The organism is Streptomyces venezuelae (genome assembly GCF_008642375.1).
Taxonomy (GTDB): Bacteria; Actinomycetota; Actinomycetes; order Streptomycetales; family Streptomycetaceae; genus Streptomyces; species Streptomyces venezuelae_G.
This window is the reverse complement of sequence record NZ_CP029194.1, coordinates 8084257-8099964: the sequence shown is the minus strand read 5'-3', so window position 1 is coordinate 8099964 and position 15708 is coordinate 8084257. Positions and strand designations below refer to the sequence as shown.

Annotated in this window: 14 protein-coding genes and 4 pseudogenes; 9 read left to right on the top strand and 9 right to left on the bottom strand. The window is 73.6% G+C overall.

The window, feature by feature from the left end:
- Nucleotides 1–28 precede the first annotated feature (28 nt).
- Nucleotides 29–361, bottom strand: a complete 333-nt coding sequence (locus DEJ46_RS40305) for a hypothetical protein (protein ID WP_223835367.1) — start codon at nt 359–361, stop codon at nt 29–31.
- Nucleotides 362–601: 240 nt separating this feature from the next.
- On the opposite strand from DEJ46_RS40305, the gene DEJ46_RS36785 reads away from it, so the two are divergent.
- Nucleotides 602–1450, top strand: coding sequence for a type 1 glutamine amidotransferase (locus DEJ46_RS36785; RefSeq protein WP_223835366.1), 849 nt, complete (start codon nt 602–604; stop codon nt 1448–1450).
- Nucleotides 1447–1935, top strand: a complete 489-nt coding sequence (locus tag DEJ46_RS36780) for an OsmC family protein (RefSeq protein ID WP_223835365.1) — start codon at nt 1447–1449, stop codon at nt 1933–1935. The genes DEJ46_RS36785 and DEJ46_RS36780 overlap by 4 nt, the downstream gene beginning before the upstream one ends.
- 176 nt (nt 1936–2111) lie before the next feature.
- Here DEJ46_RS36780 and DEJ46_RS40300 read toward each other — a convergent pair.
- From DEJ46_RS40300 to DEJ46_RS36765, 4 genes and pseudogenes are all read right to left on the bottom strand, one after another.
- A pseudogene (locus tag DEJ46_RS40300) lies at nt 2112–2768 on the bottom strand (NPCBM/NEW2 domain-containing protein); the annotation flags it as partial.
- A gap of 565 nt (nt 2769–3333) precedes the next feature.
- A pseudogene (locus DEJ46_RS40295) lies at nt 3334–3489 on the bottom strand (sulfatase-like hydrolase/transferase); the annotation flags it as partial.
- Between the two features lie 243 nt (nt 3490–3732).
- Nucleotides 3733–5169, bottom strand: a complete 1437-nt coding sequence (locus DEJ46_RS36770; protein ID WP_150273361.1) for a carboxylesterase/lipase family protein — start codon at nt 5167–5169, stop codon at nt 3733–3735.
- 52 nt (nt 5170–5221) lie between these two features.
- A complete protein-coding gene (locus DEJ46_RS36765) occupies nt 5222–6523 on the bottom strand; it encodes an MFS transporter (protein WP_150273360.1) in 1302 nt (433 codons plus the stop codon).
- Nucleotides 6524–6666: 143 nt separating this feature from the next.
- Here DEJ46_RS36765 and DEJ46_RS36760 point away from each other — a divergent pair, with 143 nt between their 5' ends.
- From DEJ46_RS36760 to DEJ46_RS36750, 3 genes are all read left to right on the top strand, one after another.
- Nucleotides 6667–7620, top strand: a complete 954-nt coding sequence (locus DEJ46_RS36760; protein WP_150273358.1) for a LysR family transcriptional regulator — start codon at nt 6667–6669, stop codon at nt 7618–7620.
- Between the two features lie 73 nt (nt 7621–7693).
- Nucleotides 7694–8059, top strand: coding sequence for a hypothetical protein (locus tag DEJ46_RS36755; RefSeq protein WP_150273357.1), 366 nt, complete (start codon nt 7694–7696; stop codon nt 8057–8059).
- Nucleotides 8060–8221: 162 nt separating this feature from the next.
- Nucleotides 8222–9424, top strand: a complete 1203-nt coding sequence (locus tag DEJ46_RS36750) for a serine hydrolase domain-containing protein (RefSeq protein ID WP_150273355.1) — start codon at nt 8222–8224, stop codon at nt 9422–9424.
- Between the two features lie 11 nt (nt 9425–9435).
- Here the strand turns inward: DEJ46_RS36750 and DEJ46_RS36745 are convergent, their stop codons facing one another.
- Nucleotides 9436–9828 (bottom strand): DUF4440 domain-containing protein, encoded by a 393-nt coding sequence (locus DEJ46_RS36745; protein WP_150273354.1) that lies wholly within the window; start codon nt 9826–9828, stop codon nt 9436–9438.
- A 70-nt stretch (nt 9829–9898) separates the two neighbouring features.
- A pseudogene (locus DEJ46_RS36740) lies at nt 9899–10486 on the bottom strand (arylsulfatase); the annotation flags it as partial.
- A 56-nt stretch (nt 10487–10542) separates the two neighbouring features.
- Between DEJ46_RS36740 and DEJ46_RS36735 the strand changes: the two are divergent.
- Nucleotides 10543–11421, top strand: a pseudogene (locus DEJ46_RS36735) (TauD/TfdA dioxygenase family protein); the annotation flags it as partial.
- A gap of 53 nt (nt 11422–11474) precedes the next feature.
- Here DEJ46_RS36735 and DEJ46_RS36730 read toward each other — a convergent pair.
- Nucleotides 11475–11846, bottom strand: coding sequence for a cupin domain-containing protein (locus DEJ46_RS36730; protein ID WP_150273352.1), 372 nt, complete (start codon nt 11844–11846; stop codon nt 11475–11477).
- Nucleotides 11847–12076: 230 nt separating this feature from the next.
- Between DEJ46_RS36730 and DEJ46_RS36725 the strand changes: the two genes are divergently transcribed.
- Both DEJ46_RS36725 and DEJ46_RS36720 read left to right on the top strand, forming a co-directional pair.
- Nucleotides 12077–12514 (top strand): SPW repeat protein, encoded by a 438-nt coding sequence (locus DEJ46_RS36725; RefSeq protein WP_150273351.1) that lies wholly within the window; start codon nt 12077–12079, stop codon nt 12512–12514.
- Between the two features lie 186 nt (nt 12515–12700).
- Nucleotides 12701–13990 (top strand): ATP-binding protein, encoded by a 1290-nt coding sequence (locus DEJ46_RS36720; protein WP_150273350.1) that lies wholly within the window; start codon nt 12701–12703, stop codon nt 13988–13990.
- Here DEJ46_RS36720 and DEJ46_RS36715 read toward each other — a convergent pair.
- Nucleotides 13968–14903, bottom strand: a complete 936-nt coding sequence (locus DEJ46_RS36715; protein WP_150273348.1) for a carbohydrate kinase family protein — start codon at nt 14901–14903, stop codon at nt 13968–13970. The genes DEJ46_RS36720 and DEJ46_RS36715 overlap by 23 nt on opposite strands.
- Before the next feature lie 264 nt (nt 14904–15167).
- Here DEJ46_RS36715 and DEJ46_RS36710 point away from each other — a divergent pair, with 264 nt between their 5' ends.
- On the top strand, nt 15168–15695 hold the full coding sequence (locus DEJ46_RS36710; RefSeq protein WP_150275091.1) for a YdeI/OmpD-associated family protein: 528 nt from the start codon (nt 15168–15170) through the stop codon (nt 15693–15695).
- The last annotated feature ends 13 nt before the right edge of the window (nt 15696–15708 follow it).

Here is a 15708-nt window from a genome sequence, read left to right as displayed (position 1 = left end):
TACTGCCGGGTATCGTCAGAGGCGACGATCATCGCTCATGTGCGGGCCCCTTGGGGACCGTTCGGCGGAGGCGGCCCGTCGTGCGGGAGACGGACCCCGTGGGAAGCGCGTCCCAGGCCTTCCTGCCGGCCCGCAGGCCGCTCGACTGGACCCGGCCGCCGCAGGAGCGGAGCTGGGCCCGGGAGAGCCGGGCGCGCTGGCCGCCGCCCGCGATGAGGGCGTTGACAGAGGCCATCGGGTCACCGCCCGTCGACCGGACGAGCAGGGCGCCGAGCACGACGGGGCCGAGGGCCACGGCGAGGGCCGCGCCGGTGGCGGTGACGTGCTGGAGAGGGCGGGGGCGCCGGGCGTCGAAGGTCATGTCCTCATTCCAGCGGAGGGCGGCGGGCCGCGTATCGGTCGACGTACTCAGGCGGGCCGAGCGAGGTACTCAAACGGTGGCTCGGGGTCTCCCGCTCGGGCCCCTTCTTCGGAGATCCTCGGGGAATCGAACACCCCGGGCGTCCCCGGGCCGCAGTCTGGAGGCGTGACCGCCGTGACGAGCCGGACAAGTGAGATGAGCGAGATGGGTGGGACGGGTGAGAGGGGTGAGAGGGGTGAGATGGGTGGGACGAGCACGCCGGACGGGACGGGCGGGTCCGCGCCGGTCGTCCCGGCCGTCCCGGCCGTTCTCGTCGTGCAGCACGAGGAGGACGCCGGCCCCGGGCTCGTCGGGGAGCGCCTCCTGGCGGCCGGTCTTCGCCTCGACGTGGTGCGGGCCTGGCTGGGTGAGCCCTTCCCCGACGACCTGCGCGGTCACGCGGGGCTCCTCGTCCTCGGCGGGTCCGTCGGCTGCCGGGACGACAGGGCCGCCCCGTGGCTGCCCCGCGTCCGTACGCTCGTCCGGGAGGCGGTCGCCGACGAGGTGCCGCTCCTCGGGATATGCCTGGGCGGCCAGATCGTCGCCGACGCGCTGGGCGGTTCGGTCGTGACGCGGGCGCGGGGGCCCGAGCTGGGCGCCGTACCGCTGCGGCGGCTTGCCGCGGTCGACGGCGACGCGGTGCTCGGCGGGGTGCCGGAGGGCGCGCCGGCCGCGCAGTGGCACTGGGACGAGGTGGACCGGCTTCCGATCGGCGCCGTACCGCTGTTGAGCGGGGACGACTGCCCGTACCAGGCGTTCAAGGTGGGGCGGGCGGGCTGGGGACTCCAGTTCCATCCGGAGGCGGGGGCCGGCACGGTCGCACGGTGGGCGGAGGCCGACGACGCGCAGGTCCGGGCGGACGGCGGCGACCCGGCGACGGTGGTGGCCTCGGTACGGGAGGCGGAACCGGAGCTGCGTACGGTCTGGGGCACGGTGTCCGAGGCATGGGGCGCGGTCGTGCTGCGGCACATGGGTGCGGATACTCATGTCCGGGCTGGATGCGCGACGGGCGCGTCCGCTTGGCGAGACGGGGGCCGTGGGGTTGTGTGACGGTCGACCGCACCGCCACCGCACGACTGCGAAGGAGCTCCGCCGCCATGGCCGACTACCGGATCGAAACCGTCCGCACCGGGTACCGGAACTGGACCGCCCGCAACGACCGGGGCGCGGAGGTCCGGATGGCCGCGGCCGACGACGCGGACGCGCAGCCCTCGTTCACGCCGGTCGAGTTGCTGCTGGCGGCGATGGGCGGCTGCGGCGGCCTGGTCGTCGACCGGACCGCGCGCGCCGTGGACCACGACGACCTGCGGATCGTGGTCGAGTCGGTCTCGGGCCCGGAGGACGACGGCCGGCTGAGCCGGATCCGGGTCAGCTACGAGTTCGAGCTGCCGGACAACAACCCGCGGGCGGAGGAGGTCTTCGCGCGGGCGGTACGTCTGACGCACGAGAAGTTCTGCACGGTGAGCCGGACCGTCGAGCACGGCGCCCGGGTGGAGGCGATCCTCCCGGACGGCACGGTCGGCTTCGAGGGCTGACCGGACGCGCGCGGGGCCCTCAGCCGACCGTGACGTGGTCCAGGGCCCAGGACGTGTGGTCGAAGGACGTGCGGGCGTTGGCGTCCGTCCCCTCCAGGCGGAGGACGCGGACGCCTCCGTACGTCCACGTCCAGGGGGACGGGGCCCGTGGCGGCCGTCAGGGTGGGCGTGGTGAGGAGGACGCGGTCGTCGCCGTACACCGTGGCGCGGGTCGCGCCCGTGGAGCTCTGGCGGGCCGAGAAGTCGTCGATGCCGACGAGCGCGGTGAACCGCTTCGCCACGCCGCCGAGGTGGAAGGGCACGTCGCTGTACGCGTGGACCCGGAGGCCCTTGGGGTATGTGGTGCCTCCGAAGGCGATCGGGGTGGCGGCGTTCTTGCCGTTGGAGCTGTCGCGCTCGACCGGACCCCAGCCGTTGACGGCCCGGATCCAGGGAAGGTCCGAGAGGTAGCCGTCCTTGGTGGGCGCCGGGGGCGGGGTCGTGACGGTGCCGTCGGCGGCGTACCGCACGGGCCCGCCCGGCGCGAGGGCCGTTCCTTCGGCGGTCAGGGTCCACGGGGTGGCCGCCGGGGCGCCGGCGGGCGGTGTGACCTGCCAGGTGGCGGTGAGCCGCGCGCCGGGGGCGAGCTGTCCCGCCGCGGTGGCGGTGGTGGCCTGTACGGTCCAGCCCGCGGGAACTCGCAGGGTGACCGCGGCCGTGTTCCAGGGCCGCGCCGAGCCGTTGGCGAGGGAGACCGTCGCGGTGAACGGCTTTGAGGGTACGGTGAGTTGAGGGATCGTCAGTTCCGTGCGGAAGTCGGCCCTGGGGTATGCGTCCTGCCAGGAGGAGCGCATCAGTCGCGACGAGTTCGGCGACCCGGGCGGGGTACCGGGACGCGAGGTCCGAGGCCTCTCCCCGGTCGGTCGCGAGGTCGTAGAGCTCGACCTGCCACTGGTCGTCCGGCAGGGCGTGGTCGCGGACGGGGGCGAAGCGCACGGCCTTCCACCTGTCCTTGCGGAGCGCTTCCGCGAGCCAGGTGGCGCGCTGTCTGTCCTGGGCGTCGGCGCGGCTCGTGACACCCCGCTCGTCCCGGAACCAGTAGAGGTGGTCGTGGTGGGCCGCGTTGCCGCCGCCGGTGAACAGGGGCGCCGCCGACAGACCGTCCACATCGGTGGGGGCGGGGGCTCCGCCGAGTTCGGCGAGGGTCGGGAGGAGGTCGGTGAGCGGGGCGGGGCGGTCGCTCGTGCCCGGCAGGACCCGGCCGGGGCCCCAGGCGATGAGGGGACGCACCTGAGCGAAGGTGGTGTCGGCGCCGGTCAGTGAGCCCTGGGCGCCGGACGGGTTGGCGCGCACGGTCGCGTGCCCGGTGTGCAGTCCGGTGAGGACGGAGCAGCGGGAGGGAGCGCAGACGGCCGCCGTCGAGTAGGCGCCCGTGAACCTCAGCCCGTCGGCGGCGAGTCCGTCGATGCGCGGGGTGGTGATGAGCTTCTGACCGTACGCGCCGAGCTCGCCGTACCCGAGGTCGTCGGCGAGGACGACGATCAGGTTCGGCGGGCGGGTGGCGTCCTCGGACACGGCGGCCCCGGCCGGTCCCGCCGCGGCCGCGGCCGACCCGACCGCGCCGGTCGCGGGCAGGGCGGGGCAGGGCGGCGGGCACGCGCACGACGGTGCTTGAGGGGGCGTCCCGGGTCCGCGTCGTACGGCTCCCGAGCCCCCTGCCGATCATCGGTGCCACCCGCCCCCGCGGACCATGCGCAGCGCATGAAAAGCGTGTGACACGGTCCAGGGGAGGACCCGGCCCGGAGGGTGTCCGGTCACTCAGTCGGACCAGATCGCCCGGACCCCGTCCAGCGGGTCCTCGGCGATCCGGGGCTCGGTGTCCCAGATCATCGTGGCGCGCCGGTCCGCGGTGTAGCGCGGCCAGTCGGCGCCCGGGTCCTGGTCCGTCACGAAGGAGACCCAGGCCCGGTGCATGGCGTCGGCGAGGGCGCGCGGCGGCGCGTCGCCGGCGGACTGCGCGACGCCTTCGGAGTCGAGGACGTCGAAGGCGAAGGGCAGGTCGAGGCAGTGGAAAGCGATGCCCATGACCGGCGAGCGCCAGGCGAACTCGTAGAGCCAGGTGGGCTGTTCCCGCGCGGCGCGGGCGTCCGCGACGGCGAGGTTCGGGGCGCGGAAGACGGAGTCGGTGAGGGCCTGCCCGAAGAGGAGGGCCTCGTCGGTCTTCGCGTACGCCTGGGTGAAGGCGTCGATCCCGGCCTCGTCGAGGCCGAGGTCGCCGAGCACGAGCGGGACCGGCACCCCCTCGGGAGCGGGGACCATCGTGAACTCGTGCTCGGTGAAGCCGAGCATCAGCGGGACGCCGTCGCCCGCGCCGCCCGCCGTCAGAGCCTCCAGCGCGGGTACGGGGATCAGCTCGCCGTCCGCGAAGGGCGCGAGGGCCAGCATCGGCGGCACGCCCTCGCGGTCCGGGCCCTCCTCGGCCAGCCGGTCCTGGAGCGCGAGCAGTTCGTCGTCGCCGAGGTCGCGCAGGGCCGCCGCGGTGGCGGGGACGCCGGTGCGGGAGGTGAGGAGCCGGGCGGCGGCGCGGGCGACCTCGGGGCCGTCGGGGCGCAGGAGCGCTCCCGAGACGGAGATGACGCCGCGGAAGAGTTCCCGGGCGGACGGGACGGCGAGGAGGGTCTGGACGGCGCCGCCGCCCGCCGACTGGCCGGCGATGGTGACCTTGGCGGGGTCGCCGCCGAAGGCCACGATGTTGTCGCGGACCCATTCCAGGGCGGCTATCCAGTCCCGTACGCCTCGGTTGTCGGGGGCGTCCTCCAGGTGGAGGAAGCCCTCGATGCCGAGCCGGTAGCCGAGCGAGACGACGATGACGCCGTCCCTGTTGAAGGCGGCCCCGTCGTACCAGGGGCTGGCGGCCGAACCCGCGACGTAGCCGCCGCCGTGGATCCAGACGAGGACGGGGAGCCCGGCCTCGGGGTCGGCGTCGGGGGTGAAGACGTTGAGGTTGAGGACGCCCTCGCCCGGGATGGTGGGCTCGGGAATGATCACGACCTCGCCGAAGGGACGGCGCTGGGCGGTCGGGCCGTACGCGGTGGCGTCGAGCGGCTCCGTCCACGGCTCCGGCGGGACGGGCGCGGCGAACCGCAGGTCGCCCACGGGAGGCTGCGCGTACGGAATGCCGAGGAAGCGGAGGCTGCCGTCGGCACGGCGTTCGCCGCGGACGGGCCCTCGGGAGGTGGTGACGGTCGTGCTCATGCGGTGCTGCTCCTTCTGCGCGCGGGCGACACGGGGCCGGGAAAGGAGCGTGTCACCGCTTACTTACACGTGTCAATCCCGGGTCGGGCCCGACTTCCTCTGTGCCGGCCAGAACCTCGCGCCGTGGGAGCAGCAGCGGTGTCGCGAGGAGGAGCACGCCCGCGAGGGCGATCGCCGCCCGGGGTCCGGCGAGCCCCGCGAGGACGCCCCAGAGGGCGGTCAGGGTCGCGGTGACGGCCTTGCCGGAGACCGACCAGGCCGTGAGGGTGCGGGCGACCCGGCCGGTGCCGGTCAGGCGGAGCCGGTGGGCGGCGAAGACGGGGTTGAAGACACCGATGCAGGTGATCAGCGCGAGCTCGACGGCCATGACCAGCAGGAGCCCGCCCATGCCGGGGCGGACGAAGACCAGTCCCACCGGCCAGCACACGCGCAGCCGGCCCGAGACGAGCAGGACCCGGTGCCCCCCGAACCGCTCGACGAGCCCGGGCGCCAGGCGCGCGCCGACGAGGCCGCCGACGCAGGGGACGGCGAACGCCAGGCCGTACTGCCAGGGCGTGAACCCCAGCGGCCCGAGCATCAGAACGGCGAGGAGCGGTGCGGTGGCCATGATCAGGCCGTTCACCAGGAGGGTGTGGAGGAAGAGCGGGCGCAGCAGCGGGTGGGTGAGGATGTGGCGCCAGCCTTCGACGAGGTCACCGAAACGCGGTCCGGACCGCGCCACGGGCGGCGCCACGGTCCGCGTCACTCTTCGCGCCTCCCGCCGGGGGTGGGGCTCCCGGCCGCGGATCGCCCGGATTCCCGCCGCCGAGAGCAGGTAGCTGACGGCGTCGGCGGCCACGGTGGCGACGGGCCCGAGGAGGGTGATCAGGGCGCCGCCCAGCGGTGGCCCGACGACCGTCGCGGTCCAGGTCGTGGACTCCAGCCGGGCCTGGGCCGCGACCATGGCCTCGGGCCGGACGAGCGCCTTGAGGCAGGCGCCGGCCGCCGCGCCGAAGGTGATGTCGGCCGCGGCGACGAGGACCGAGACGAGCAGGAGCTGCGCGAGGCCGAGCCGGCCGAGGGCGTACGCGACGGGGACGCTCAGCAGCGCCGCGCACCGGACGAGGTCCATCGCGACCATCACCGGCCGCTTGCGGCGGAACTCCACCCACGGCCCGAGCGGGACGGCGACCGCGGCCCCCACCGCGGCGCCGACCGCGGCGAGCGCGGCGACCTCGGCGGCACCCTCGTGGAGCACCGTGATCGCGAGCAGGGGAAACGCGCCGAACGCGAGCCCGGTGCCGAGCGCGCTCGCCGCGTAGGCCGCCCACAACCACCCGAAGTCACGCCCCGGCGAGGGCCGTCCGCGCGCCATGTCCGTACTCCCCTCCGCGACACGTCGAGCAACGAACAACCGCACGTCGCCTCCCTCCATCCAAGCGACTCGCCCATACCCGGAGCAAACAACCGGATGTCCGGCAGGACACAACCACTGGTTGTCGGAATAGCCTGGGGACCGTGGATCTCGATGCCGTACGCACCTTCCTCGCCGTCCTGGAGTCGGGCCGGTTCCGGCAGGCCGCCGACGAACTGTCGATCACCCAGCAGGCCGTCTCCAAGCGCGTCGCCGCGCTGGAGAAGGAGCTGGGCGTCCGGCTGCTCACCCGTACCGCGCACGGCGCCGAGGCCACGATCGACGGGCAGGCCTTCCTGCCGCACGCCCGCGCCCTGCTCCACGCGGAGGCCCGGGCGATCGCCTCCGTGCGGCCCGGCAGCCGAGCGCTGCGCGTGGACGTGATCGGCCGGCGGCTGGCGCCCGCGACGCTGCTGCGCGCGTTCCACCGCACGCACCCGGAGATCGAGCTCGACGTCGTGACGCTCTTCGACGCCGACGCGGCCGTCGCCGCCCTGCGGTCCGGCACGATCGACGCGTCCTTCCGAGCGGTCACCATGCCCGGCCGGCACCTCCCCGAGGACATCGGCGCCCTGCCGGTCCTGGACGAGCCGATCGAGCTCCTCACCGGGCCGGCCCACGCGCTGGCGTCCGCCCGCGCGGTCACACCGGCACGGCTCGCCGGGCACCGGATCTGGGTGCCCGGGATCGTCAGCGGAACCGAGTGGGCCGCCTACTACGCCGACCTCGCCGCCGAGTTCGGGCTCACGATCGAGGTGACGGGACCCGACTTCGGCGTCGAGCCGCTCCTCGACGCCGTCGCCGACTCCCCCGAGCTCGCGACCTTCGTGGGCGCGGGGACGCGCCTCGTCTGGCCCGAGGCCCACGACCTGCGGCGCATCCCCGTGCACGGCCCGACGCCGGTCTACCCGCACTCGCTGCTCTGGGCCCTGGACAATCCGCACCCCGCGCTGCTCGCCCTCCGCGAGCACCTCGCCGTGTCCCCGACCGAGCCCACCGAAGCCGACATCTGGACACCCTCGTGGGCACACCGGCGTGCGCGGCGCCCCGCGCTCTAGAATCGGAGCGACCGCCCGCCGGACCTGCGCCGCGGGCCGGCTGTTCAGGCGTTTCCGGGGAAGGCGGCAGGCGATGAGGTGGAGCCTCGATGTCGCGTTGGGGTCGCTCGTCTTCCTCCTCGGCGCGGGATTCATCACGGCGGGTGTGGTCTGGAAGGGACGCGCCGTGCGGCCGTTCGCCGCTTCCCGGGCACGGTCCGTCGCCCAGCGGGAGTACGCGCGCGATCTGCAGCGGGCGGCCGACCACGTGATCGCGACGGCCCGCAGCTCCGCCGGCGAGGGCGAACCGGCCATCGTCACCGTCGAGGCCGTGGTGAGCGTCACCCAGGACCGCTACGGGTACACCACGGTGGAACGGCGGCACGCGGCGGCGGCGCTGCGGCGCCGGTTCGAGCACTGGCGGTGCGCCGCCGACTGCGTCACGGACGCCTACACGTAGGCACGGACGCGCCACGGGGCCGGCCAGGGGGCCGCCTCAGCGATCCGCGCGACGCCGAACGAGTGGACTCCGGTGGGGCACTCCCCCGACGGAGCCTTCCGCCAGGGGTCCGGGTGGTGATGTGGCTGCCTGTTTCCCCGACCCGGAAGAGGCGCCCCCCACATGCGACGCATCCCCGCCCGACGTCTGTTCGCCGCAGCACTGCTCGTGGCGTCCGTGCTGGCCCCGACGGTCGTGGCCCCGGCCCCGACGGTCCACGCAGCGGGCGTCGACCGGTACGAGAAGGACGACTGCCCGCCGGGCGGTCTCGGCCCGGAGGTGAACGCCCGGCTGGACAAGGCCATCGAGGACGTCCGCAAGCAGGCGGGCATCCCCGGCGTCGTCGTCGGGGTGTGGATGCCGGGGAAGGGCAGCTACGTCCGCGCGAGCGGTGTCGCCGACACCGCGACCGGTGAGCCGATGTCCGCCGACTCGTACATCCGGATCGGCAGCGAGACCAAGACGTTCACCGTCACCGCGCTGCTCCAGCTCGTCGACGACGGCCGGATCGGCCTGGACGACCCCATCGCGAAGTACGTGCCCGGTGTGCGCAACGGACACCGGATCACGCTCCGCCAACTCGCCGGGATGCGCAGCGGGCTGTTCCCGTACACCTCCGACGCGGACTTCATCCACGACCTGCTGAGCGACCCCCGGCGGCAGTGGACGCCGGAGGAGGTGCTCCCGTACGGCATGAAGCACAAGAACACGTTCAAGCCGGGCGCGCAGTTCCAGTACTCCAACAGCAACCTGGTCCTGCTCGGCCTGGTCATCGAGAAGGTGACCGGTCAGCGGCTCCAGGACGTCATCCGCAACCGGGTGCTCCGGCCGTCCCACCTCTTCGGCACGCTGTTCCCGGAGGGGGCCGAGTTCCCCGAGCCGCACTCGCACGGCTACACCGACCAGACGCTGAGCGGCGGGATCGCGGACGCCACCGACTGGAATCCGAGCTGGGGCTGGGCGGCCGGGGCGATGATCTCGAACCTCCAGGACCTTCGCCACTGGGCCAGGATCGTCGCCACCGGGGAGCTGCTCAGCCCGGAGACCCAGGCTCAGCGGCTCAAGACGCTCCCGACGGGCTTCCCCGGCACCACGTACGGCCTCGGCATCCTCAAGACCGAGGGCTGGATCGGGCACAACGGCTCGCTGCCGGGGTACGAGACGGTGACCGTCTACCTGCCTTCGAAGAAGGCCACCCTGGTCCTCATGCTCAACACGGACGCCCGCAAGGTCGACAACCAGGAGCCGTCCACGCTGCTCGCCCGCGCGATCACCCGGATCATCACCCCGGACAACGTCTACGACGGCGGGACCTCACCGCGTTAGCCGGCGGAGCGTCAGGCGATGCCCTCGGGTACGGGCGTCGCCTGGTGGTAGTACATCCGCAGGGGCGCGTCGGCCGCCCCCGCGGGGTCGCGCCGCCACAGGGAGCTGCGGCGGGCCCGGTGGCCGTCTCTGACCGTCTCGAACGTGACGTGGACCAGCCCGGGGGCGAGCAGGACGCCCGTGACGGCGCCGGGTTCGTAGTGGGTGCCCTCCTCGGTGTCCCCGGCCATGTCGGGAAGCGCGGCGAGCATCTCCTCGTACGTCCAGCGGCGGCCGGAGGCACCGACCTCTGCGAACTCGGGGTCGAGGAGTTCGACGGCGAGGGCGCGGGAGACACGTACGGCCGGGTCCAAGAGGCGCAGTTCGCCCGCGATGGCCTCGTCGATGTCGGGATGCTGGGTCATGGGGGCATTCTCGCTGGTCGGGCGGGGCCGGGCCACGGGTTTGATCCCGGGCCCGGCCCCGCCCGCCTCGTCACTCGAAGGCCGCGGCCGCCTCCTTGAGCGCCGCCGCGACGGTCTCGGGCGCGTCCGGGCCGGGTGCTCCGGGCCGGTAGGTGACGGAGCGGAGACGGCCGGTGAAGCGGAAGGAGCGGTGGCGTTCGAAGAGGGGCCAGGAGACGGGCGACTTGCGGTCGACGCCCACGCTGATGCCCTGGAAGGGCGCCCTGCCGATGAGTTGGTGGACGTTCTCGGGGGCGGCGCGGTCCTCTCCGTCGACCGTGACGGTGAATCGCCGGCGGAGGCCCTCCTCCGCCGTGGCGGCGAGGACGATCTCGTGCGGTCCGGGGGTCAGGGGGCCCGCGTCCGTCTCGTGGAGACGGCCGTACTCGTTGTACGCGAAGGTCAGCGGGCCGTTCTCGGCGTAGAGGCTGTAGCCGCCGCCCTGGTCGCCGTGGGAGACGAGGACGCCTTCGCCGGTCTCGTCGACGAGGACCTCGACCGCGAAGGAGCGCAGGGAGACCAGCCGTGAGGAGCGGTAGCGCTCCAGTTCCGGGGTGCCGGGGAGCAGGGTGAGGGGCCGGGCGAGGCGCTGTTCGGCGGGGTTGCGGCGGGCGATCGACCGCCACCACCACCGCGGCCACTACCGCCGTCACCGTCCAGAAGGTCGGCGGCCGCCTGGACGCCGTCATCTCCGGCGTCCCCCTCGGCGGTGACCTCTCCGCCGGGACCGTCGCCGAGATCCGGGCCGCGCTCCTGGCGCGCAAGGTCGTCTTCTTCCGCGGCCAGGACCACCTGGACGAGGAGGCCCACGAGGCCTTCGGCAAGCTGCTCGGCACCCCCGTCGCCCACCCCACCGTCCCCTCCGCCGACGGCCGTTGCTCCTTCCCGATCGACTCGGACCACGGCGCCCGGGCCAACCAGTGGCACACCGACGTCACCTTCGTGCCGGCGTACCCCGCCTTCTCGATCCTGCGCGCGGTGACCATCCCGCCGTACGGCGGGAACACCCTGTGGGCCAACGCGGCGACCGCGTACGCCAAGCTCCCCGAGCCGCTGCGCGCGCTCGCCGACAGCCTGCGCGCGGTGCACTCCAACGACTACGACCACGCGGCCCTGCATCCGGGCGTCCTGCCCGAGCGGCTCGCGCGCTTCCGTGAGGTCTTCGCCTCGACGAAGTACCTCACGGAGCACCCGGTCGTGCGGGTCCACCCGGAGACCGGCGAGCGCACCCTCCTCCTCGGCAACTTCGTGCAGCGGATCAGCGGCCTCACGGGCGCCGACTCACGCGCCCTGCTCGTCCTCTTCCCGGCGCACATCGAGCGCCCGGAGAACACCGTGCGCTGGCAGTGGCAGGTCGGCGACGTGGCGATCCGGGACAACCGCGCCACGCAGCACTACGGCGTGGACGACTCCGACGACCACGAGCGCAAGCTGCGCCGCGTGACCATCGACGGCGACGTGCCGGTGGGCGTGGACGGCGCCGCGTCCGTCCTTCTCTCGCCCGAGTCCGTCCCGGACCCTGCCTTCGGCATCGCCTCCGGCGCGTCGACGGCGGAGCCACCGCGTGAGGGCGATGAGGGCGAGCCGGGGGAGCTCAGGCGTGCCCGTCAGGAACCGGACGGCTGGGCGTAGTCGACGAAGCCGACCCAGTCCAGGGCCATGCAGGGCTCGTCGCCGAGCACCCACGCGTCGTGTCCGGGCTTGACCTCCATGAAGTCACCGGCGCCGAACTCCACCGTCTCGCCGTCGTCCATGACGACCTTCAGCCGGCCGCTGACGATGTATCCGACGTGCGACGCCATACAGCTGTCGGTGCCGGCGATCGGCTTCACATGCTTGGACCACTGCCAACCCGGCTCGAAGACGGCGCGACCGACCGCTCCCTTTTCGCCGTTGACCAGGTCGAGCCTGCCCTTGCCTTCCTCGAAGGGACGGGTCTCGTCCGCTGAATCGAAGTTCTTCTGAACGATGCCGGCCATCATCTCTCCCGGCGGTGAGAGGCGGTGCCCCGAGTCCACTTCCAGGCTACGCCGGGGTGCCCGGACCCACCCACGTTTGGTGGTTCCGGGCATATCGGCGATGCGAATTCTGTGCGCTTCCCCTATGGGGCACATCTACACATAAAGGGCAGATAAGAGCACAATGGAGCCGCGGCATGATTGCCACACAAGCGGTCAGACGTGCATGACGCCAGAAGGAGGCGAGTCGTATGGCCGACGTCTCTCACCGTCCCGGTGATATCGCGGGACACCCCGACGCGTCGGAAATGCGGGATCGTTACGCCCGCGTACTCCAGACCCGAGGTGTCGCGGCGGTCGAGGAACTCGTGATCCTCGCCGGCATCTGGGCCGCGATCTCCGCATGGACGGTTCACTTCTCCGCCGCCCAGCCCGCGCTCGCCCTCACGAATCTGGTCGTCGGTATCGCCCTCGCGGTGCTCGGCCTGTGCATGTCGATGGTTCCCGAGCGGTCGCAGGACCTCAACTTCGTCGTCCTGCTGATGGGCGCCTGGCTGATCATCGCCCCATGGGTGGTCGGACAGAGCCCCGACACCGGCACCATCCTCAGCAACGTGATCACCGGCGCGTGCGTCTGTCTGTTCGCCCTCACGGCCGGCGGACTGCTCATGAGCAAGAGAAGGACGTGACGTTCTGATCTCTCCCCGGAACGGCGGCACCTCCCCCACCGAGGCGCCGCCGTTCACCGTTTCCCCGTCGCCTAGAGCCGGTACGGAGCGTTTGCCGGCATCGGCTTGTGCACGGTGGCGCACGACCGGTGTCCACGGCCGCGCCTAGCCTCGCCGCATCGGCACGAACGAGGGGCGGTACCACCGGTGAACTGGCACATCCATGACTATCGCGAGAGCGATCTCGCCGCCGTCGTCCATCTGATCGACACCACCGCCGAGCTCGGGCAGGAGTCCGTGTTCTCGCTCGCCGAGTGCATCGGGGCCCTCACCTCGCGGGAGCCGGCCGTGGTCGCCGTCCACCAGGGCGTGCCCATCGGGGCCGCGCTCGCCTGTGTCTCCGGGGAGCGGGCCTGGGTGATGCGGGTCGCGATCTCCTCGGCCTGGCGCGGCCGGGGGCTGGCCAGCGCCCTGCTCGTGGAGCTGGAGCGGCGGCTCGTGGCGGCCCGGGTCGGGCGGATCGCGTACGTCCTGCCGGAGGAGGAGCTCCTGGGCGAGGGGCTGCTGAACGCCGGGTACACCCGCCAGCCCGCCGTGGCGTACTTCGAGAAGGTGGAGCCCCTGCACGGGCCCGCCGCCGGGCTCCTCGACGACCTCGGCGGCCGGCTGCTCCCCGGTGACCTGTGGGCGAAGGTCGCCGGGATGGAGCGGGAGAAGGACCTCATCGAGCGGCGGGTCGTCCTGCCGCTCGCCGAGCCGGAGCGGGCCACCCGGCACGGGGTGCGGCCGCCGCGCGCGGTCTGCCTCTTCGGCCCGCCCGGCACGGGCAAGACGACGTTCGCGCGGGGCATCGCCTCCCGGCTCGGCTGGCCGTTCGTGGAGATCCTGCCGTCCCGCCTCGCCGACGAGGGGAATCTCGCCGCCGCCCTGCGGTCCGCGTTCGCGCGGATCGCCGAGCTGGAGCGGGTCCTCGTCTTCATCGACGAGGTCGAGGAGATCGCACCGGTCCGCTCGGAGCCCGCGCAGCCCGGCGGCATGCACGGCGTGACCAACGAACTCCTCAAGCTGATACCGGGATTCCGGGAGCGGGACGAGCGGCTCCTCGTCTGCGCCACGAACTCGATCCGCTCCCTCGACCCGGCGTTCCTGCGGCCCGGCCGCTTCGACTACCTCATCCCGATCGGTACGCCGGACAAGGTGGCGCGGGCGGCGATCTGGGCCCGCTACACGGACGGACGGCCGGACGTCGACATCGACGAACTCGTCCTGGCGAGCGACCTGTTCACCCCGGCCGACATCGAGCACGCGGCCCGGATCGCCGCCCAGGCCTCCTTCGAGCGGGACCTGGTGGCGGTCGGCGGCCGGGGCGGGGACGGCCCCGCTCCCGGCGCGAGCACGGCGGACTATCTGGAGGCCATCGGGCAGTGCCGTCCGACGGTGACCCCGGAGATGGTCGAGCAGTTCGCCTCGGACATCACGACGCACGCCCGGACCTGAGGGCGAACTCCTCCCGGGCCGCATCCAGTTCGGCCAGGTCGGGCGGGTTGGCGCCGGCCCGGGAGACGGTGACGGCGGCCGACGCACTCGCCGTTCGCAGCAGCCGTGCGAGGTCCTCGGCGGCGAGCGCGCCGAGGGCCGCCCGCTCCCGCCCGGCCAGGGCGTCGAGGACGGCGGACATGAAGGAGTCGCCGGCACCGACCGTGTCCACGACCGAGACCTGGGGTGCGTCCACGGTGACCGTCTCCCGCCGGGTGACGGCGAGCGAGCCCTCGGCGCCCCGGGTGACCAGGACGACGGCGGGACCGAGGGCGAGCCAGCGCGCCGCGACCGCCTGCGGGCTCTCCCCCGGGTACAGCCAGGCGAGGTCCTCGTCGCTGGCCTTCACCAGGTCGCTGAGGGCGACACAGCGCTCGACGCGCGCGACCGCCTCGCTGTGCTCCCCCATCAGGACGGGCCGCACGTTCGGGTCGTAGCTGACCGTGGCACGGTCCCTGAGCGCCTCGGTCACGGCGAGGACGGCCGCGGCGCCCGGGGTGGTGACGGCCGCGATCGAGCCGATGTGGACGTGGGCGGGTACGGGGCGGTCCGGGTCCGCCTCCAGCGTCCAGGCGATGTCGAAGGTGTACGTGGCCCGGCCCCGGTCGTCGAGGCCGACGACCGCCGACGGGGTGCGTTCGAGTACGCCGCCGGCCTCCACCCGTACGCCCGCGCCCTTGAGGTGGTCGGCGATCAGCCGCCCTGTGGGGTCGTCGGCGAGCTGCGTGAGCAGCGTGACGTCCCGGCCGAGGCGGGCGAGGCCGTAGGCGACGTTGGCGGGGCTGCCGCCCGGGTGGACCCGGTCGGCGGCGCCGGACCCGGCGGGCGCGCGGACGATGTCGGCGACGCATTCGCCGATCACCAGGAAGGACATGGGTCGGAGCTCCTTGGCGTAGGTGCCCTGCTGGACGATCCGAGGATCGTACGTCGCCCCGCCGTACCCCGCGGCGCGGCGGGGGCCCGGGCGGGGGCCGCACGCGAGATACGGCCGCCTAACAGCCGCTGCCAATATCCTGTTCGCGAAGCGCCGCCGGCCCACTCGCCGACGGTGACGGCGGTACGGGGGAAGGGCTTTCCGGTGGAGACGGTCGACACGGTCGAGGGGCTCGCGGTCATCGCGTTCGACGACGGGACGGAGATGGAGGCCTGGCTGGAGAAGCACCACGGGGACACCCCGGGCATCTGGCTGCTGCTCGCCAAGAAGGGCACGGACCTCCCTTCGCCGACGGCGGACGAGATCCTCGACGGCACGCTCGTCTACGGCTGGATCACCGGCAAGCGCATCACGCGCGACGAGCGCACGTACCTGCAGAAGATCACCCCGCGCCGGCCGCGCAGCCTCTGGTCCCAGGTCAACGTGCGCCAGGTCGAGGCGCTGACCGCCGCGGGCCGGATGCGCGAGCCCGGCCTCGCCGAGGTGCGGGCGGCGCGGGCGGACGGGCGGTGGGAGGCCGCGTACCCCTCCCAGAAGGACGCGACGGTCCCGGACGACCTGGCGGAAGCGCTCGCGGCGGACCCGCGGGCCTCGGCGGTCTTCGACGCCCTCGGCAAGACGGACCGCTACCTGGTGATCCTGAGCCTGTGGCAGGCGCGTACGGCGAAGACCCGGGCGGCCCGGCTGGCCAGGGCCGTGGCGGCGCTCTCGGCGGGCGAGCGGCCCCGCTGAGGGCCGGGGGCGG